This window comes from Pontibacterium sp. (assembly GCF_041587635.1).
Taxonomy (GTDB): Bacteria; Pseudomonadota; Gammaproteobacteria; order Pseudomonadales; family Balneatricaceae; genus Pontibacterium.
Map to the genome: position 1 here is coordinate 1 of NZ_JBFGYC010000251.1, position 5,571 is coordinate 5,571.

5 protein-coding genes are annotated in these 5,571 nt (G+C 51.9%); all 5 read right to left on the minus strand.

The window, feature by feature from the left end:
* The coding region (truB, locus tag ABYW01_RS12670; protein ID WP_372833218.1) for a tRNA pseudouridine(55) synthase TruB at nt 1–561 on the minus strand (561 nt) is incomplete at its 3' end.
* A gap of 3 nt (nt 562–564) precedes the next feature.
* Nucleotides 565–957: a 30S ribosome-binding factor RbfA gene (gene rbfA / locus ABYW01_RS12675; protein ID WP_193954945.1), complete on the minus strand. Its 393-nt coding sequence runs from the start codon at nt 955–957 to the stop codon at nt 565–567.
* Between the two features lie 22 nt (nt 958–979).
* Nucleotides 980–3,526, minus strand: a complete 2,547-nt coding sequence (infB, locus tag ABYW01_RS12680; protein ID WP_372833221.1) for a translation initiation factor IF-2 — start codon at nt 3,524–3,526, stop codon at nt 980–982.
* Between the two features lie 29 nt (nt 3,527–3,555).
* Nucleotides 3,556–5,046 carry a transcription termination factor NusA gene (gene nusA, locus ABYW01_RS12685; RefSeq protein ID WP_372833223.1) on the minus strand — a complete coding sequence of 497 codons (1,491 nt, stop codon included), beginning with the start codon at nt 5,044–5,046 and terminating at the stop codon, nt 3,556–3,558.
* 33 nt (nt 5,047–5,079) lie between these two features.
* Nucleotides 5,080–5,535: a ribosome maturation factor RimP gene (gene rimP / locus ABYW01_RS12690; protein ID WP_193954942.1), complete on the minus strand. Its 456-nt coding sequence runs from the start codon at nt 5,533–5,535 to the stop codon at nt 5,080–5,082.
* Between the last annotated feature and the right edge of the window lie 36 nt (nt 5,536–5,571).

Here is a 5,571-nt window from a genome sequence, read left to right on the forward strand (position 1 = left end):
AACAATTGAGCGAATATAGGTGCCCTTAGAGCAACGAATATCCAGATCAACTTCATCGCCACGAAAGCCGGTCAACCGAATCTCATGGATCGTCACGTTACGTGACTTCACCTCGACTTTGATACCCTGACGCGCCAGCTTATACAGCGGTTGGCCGTTAAACTTTAGCGCCGAAAACATCGAAGGGACCTGCTCGATCTCACCGGTGAAATGCGCTTCAATCAGGGCTTGTATACGGGCTTCAGTCACATCATCACCCACTGGCGCTTCGGCGATAACCTCGCCGTCCGCATCACTGGAATCGGTACGAATACCGAGTTTAGCCGTGGTGATGTAACGTTTATCAGAATCCAGCAGATAGTGGGAAAACTTGGTCGCTTCCCCCAGACAGACCGGCAACATGCCGGTTGCCAGAGGATCAAGCGCGCCGGTATGCCCTGCCTTCGCTGCACCGTACAGGCGTTTTACCCGTTGCAGTGCACCGTTGGAAGACATACCCGCAGGCTTGTTGAGCAGGAAAATCCCGTCGATCGCGCGACCACGATTGCGTCTTCGCGCCACGGGTTACTCCTCGTCTTGATCTTTCTTGTTTTCGAGACGCACTGCACTTTCAATCAAACCATGCAGGTGACGACCACGTTCTACGGTTGCATCGAAATGAAAACGCAGATTGGGCATCACTCGCAGTTTGATATGTCGCGCCAGCTCGCCACGCAGAAAACCCGCTGCATTGTTCAATACAGACAGTGATTCCTTAATGGCAGTCTCTTCATCTTTTCCACCCAGCGGCAGCACAGTCACATACACATCAGCGTAGCCCAGATCTTTTGCGATCTTCACATAGCTGACAGTGACCATACCCAAGCGGGGGTCTTTGATTCCAAACTGGATCAGCTGGGCCAGGTCACGTTGTACCTGGTCAGCGATCCGTTGTGTACGACTATATTCTTGAGCCATAGTGTCCTGTTAGAACTGTTTGTTACAGCGTACGCTGAACTTCGACGGTATCGAATACTTCGATCTGGTCACCGACCTTAACGTCATTGTAGTTCTTAACGCCGATACCACACTCCATACCCTGACGAACATCTGCCACTGCCTCTTTGAAGCGACGCAGGGATTCCAGCTCACCTTCATAGATAACAACGTTGTCGCGCAGTACACGGATACGCTTGTTTCGGAATACCGTACCTTCAGTCACCATACAGCCTGCAACCAGACCAATCTTAGGTGAACGGAAGACATCACGTACTTCTGCAATACCGACGATCTCTTCGCGATACTCAGGAGAGAGCAGACCGCCCATCGCCTGTTTCACATCATCGATGATGTCATAGATAACGCTGTAGTAACGCAGCTCGATACCTTCACGCTCGACAACACTCTTCGCCTGAGAATCAGCACGAACGTTGAAACCGATGATCAGCGCGGAAGATGCAACAGCCAGGTTGGCATCAGTTTCTGCGATACCACCTACGCCACTGGAAACGATGTTCACTTTTACTTCTTCAGTGGACAGGTCATCCAATGCGTTAGACAGCGCTTCCAGGGAGCCACGTACGTCTGTCTTCAATACAATATTGAGAGACTTGACGTCGCCAGCCTGCATGTTGGCAAACAGGTTTTCCAGCTTAGACGCCTGCTGACGTGCCAGTTTCACTTCACGGTATTTACCCTGACGGAAGAGCGCAACTTCGCGTGCTTTCTTCTCGTTGGTCACCATGGTGAACTCATCACCCGCAGCCGGCGTTCCGTCCAGACCCAGAATCTCTACCGGGATCGCAGGACCTGCAGATTCAATTGGCTTACCGTTTTCATCCAGCATGGCACGTACGCGACCGTAGTGCAGACCCGCCAGCACGATATCACCTTTACGCAGCGTACCGTTCTGAACCAGCAGCGTTGCAACAGGACCACGACCTTTATCCAGACGGGACTCAACCACAACACCTTGTGCCGGAGCAGAAGGCGCAGCCGTCAGCTCCAGAATCTCGGATTGCAGCAGTACCGCTTCGATCAGCGCGTCAATACCTTCTCCAGACTTCGCAGAAACGTTAACGAACATTACGTCGCCGCCCCAGTCCTCAGGAATAACATCGCGCTGAGCCAGTTCGTTCTTAACACGATCCGGATCGGCTTCTTCTTTATCGATCTTGTTCACTGCAACAACCAGAGGTACGCCAGCCGCTTTCGCGTGCTGTACCGCCTCTTCGGTCTGAGGCATCACGCCATCATCCGCAGCAACAACCAGAATTACGATATCGGTCAGTTTCGCACCACGTGCACGCATCGCTGTAAATGCCGCGTGTCCCGGAGTATCCAGGAAAGTAACCATACCGTTGTCGGTTTCTACATGGTAAGCACCGATGTGCTGAGTAATACCACCAGACTCACCAGACGCTACGCGAGTTGCACGAATGTAATCAAGCAGAGAGGTTTTACCATGGTCAACATGACCCATAACGGTAACAACCGGAGCACGGCCTTCCTGTTCGCCCTGCGCCTGTTGGATGCTCTCCATCAGCGCCTCTTCCACTGCATTTTCCTGCATTGGTTTCGGCGTGTGGCCCATCTCTTCAACGACAAGTACAGCCGTATCCTGATCGATCACCTGGTTGATGGTCGCCATCGCGCCCATCTTGAACATCACCTTGATCACTTCCGCTGCTTTGACGTTCATCTTCTTCGCCAAATCAGCAACGGTCAGACTCTCAGGGATATTAACTTCCATCACCTTAGCCGTAGTCGGCTCTGTGAATCCGTGAGCGTTCGAACGTGGTGCAGAACGTGAACCACCGCGAGCGTTTTTGTTACGGCTAATCTTGCCGCCACGACGGTTTTTATCGTCGAAACGACCGCCTTTACCGCCACCCGGCTTTTTGTCCGCTCCGCGTCCCGGCTTCTTATCCGCACGCGTACGCTGACGTTCCGCTTCAGTTTTCTTAGCAGCTTCACGCACTGCTTCCTGCTGCTTACGCAGAACCGCTTCTTCAGCAAGACGCTTAGCTTCAGCTGCGTCTGCTTCGGCTTTCTCCGCCGCTTCTTTTTCCTGACGCACTTTTTCTTCCGCTTCAGCCTTCGCACGCTCTTCTGCGGACGGACCTGCGTCTTCCGCTTCGCGCTGTTCAGTTACTTCTGCAACAACTTCAGCCGGAGCAGCGTCTGCTGCTTCAGCAACCACTGCTTCTTCAACCTGTTCTGGCTGCTCGTCTTCAAGTGCATCACGCTTCACGTAAGTACGTTTTTTGCGTACTTCAACGTTCACGGTCTTTTTCTTACCTGAAGCGCCTGCTACTTTCAGCGTGGAAGTCGTCTTACGTTTCAGAGTGATCTTCTTCGGCTCACCATCTTCAGCGTTTTCACCGTGGCTACGCTTCAGGAAGGTCAGCAATGACTGACGCTCACTTTCTGAAACGCCGGAGCCTTCAGTTTTTCCATTAATGCCTGCTTCCTGCATCTGCGTCAGCAAACGATCAACGGAAACACCAACCACATCGGCAAGTTGCTTTACTGTTACTTCTGCCATTTCGGGTTCTCCTATTCCGCCGGCCCGTGTTAGTCCTGGTCCTCAAACCAAGGCGCACGCGCTGTCATAATTAATTCAGCTGCTTTCTCATCGTTCAGGCCTTCCACGTCCAGCAGGTCTTCCACTGCTTGCTCGGCCAGGTCTTCCATAGTCACGATGCCTTTAGCGGCCAGCAGGAATGCCAGGTGACGGTCCATACCGTCCATCTCCAACAGATCTTCCGCGGGCTCAGCTTTATCCAGCTGCTCTTCACTTGCAATCGCCAGGTTCAGCAGCGCGTCTTTGGCACGTGTGCGCAGCTCTTCGACGATATCTTCATCGAAGCCGTCAATTTCAAGCATCTCTTCCACCGGAACATAGGCAACTTCTTCCAGGGTGGTGAAACCTTCTTCCAGCAGCACTTCAGCGACGTCTTCGTCAACATCCAGGTGCTCGACGAACGCTTCCAGTACAGAACCGGTTTCGTTCTGCTGCTTTTCAGCAACTTCTTCTTCGGTCATTACATTCAGCTGCCAGCCAGTCAATTCAGCTGCCAGACGCACGTTCTGACCGCTGCGACCAATTGCCATTGCCAGCGCTTCTTCTGCCACAGCCACATCCATTGAGTGTGTCTCTTCATCAATGATGATGGACGCCACGTCTGCCGGAGCCATTGCATTAATAACCAGCTGTGCCGGGTTGTCATCCCACAGCACGATATCAACACGCTCACCGCCCAACTCGTTAGATACGGCCTGAACGCGGGAACCACGCATGCCGACACAAGCACCAACCGGGTCAATACGACCGTCGTTGGTTTTGACTGCGATTTTGGCGCGAGAACCTGTGTCACGTGCAGCCGCACGGATCTCGATAACTTCTTCCGAGATTTCAGGCACTTCAATGCGGAACAATTCGATCAGCATTTCGTTACAGGTACGGCTCAGCATCAGCTGAGGACCACGACCTTCAGCGCGTACTTCAGCCAGAATGGCCCGTACACGATCACCCATGCGGAACGCTTCACGCTGAATCAGCTGATCGCGAGGCAACAAAGCTTCGGCATTGTTACCCAGATCTACGATAATATTATCGCGAGTCACTTTTTTAACACTGCCGGAGATCAGCTCTCCAACACGATCGCGGTACAACTCGACAATTTTTGCACGTTCGGCTTCACGTACTTTCTGCACGATAACCTGTTTTGCAGTCTGCGCTGCGATACGTCCGAACTTGACAGACTCAACCTGCTCTTCGTAAATATCGTCAGGCTGCAGTTTTGTGTCCAGTTCCAGTGCTTCTTCTAATGTCAGCTCAGTTCCCAATGCAGGCACTTCTTCATTGCTGACAACTTTCCAGGTACGGAAAGTATCGTAATCACCGCTGGTACGATCAATCTCTACACGGATATCCGCTTCTTCGTCGTAACGTTTTTTAGTTGCTGCCGCCAACGCGAACTCAATCGCCTCAAAGATGACCTCTTTAGGTACATCTTTTTCGTTAGATACGGCTTCTGCTACCAACAGAATCTCTTTGCTCATTCCTCTGCCTCGCCTGATACCCCAAAACCACTCTTAGAACTGAGGGATTACGTTCGCCCGATCAATGTAGTCAATCGGCAACAGATATTCTTCATTATCCACAACCACCAGAACATCATCCCCTTCCACACCGTTCAGCAACCCCTTAAACTTACGACGGCCTTCAAATGCCACGCGCAAGCGCACCTGCACCTGATTACCAGCATAAGCAGCAAACTGTTCAAGGGTAAACAGCGGGCGATCCATACCCGGAGATGATACTTCCAGTGTGTAATGACCTGTGATCGGATCTTCCACATCCAGCACACCGCTGACCTGATGGCTGACCTTTGCACAGTCATCTACATCAACACCTTTTTCGGCGTCGATATAAATACGCAGGGTGTTTTGACGACCCTGCGATATATATTCAATTCCCCAAAGATCAACGCCCAGAGCAACGACACCCGGTTCGATTAATTCCTGGAGTTGTTTCAGCTTTGCTGACACTGAATAAACCTCACTTACGGCACAAACAAAAAATGG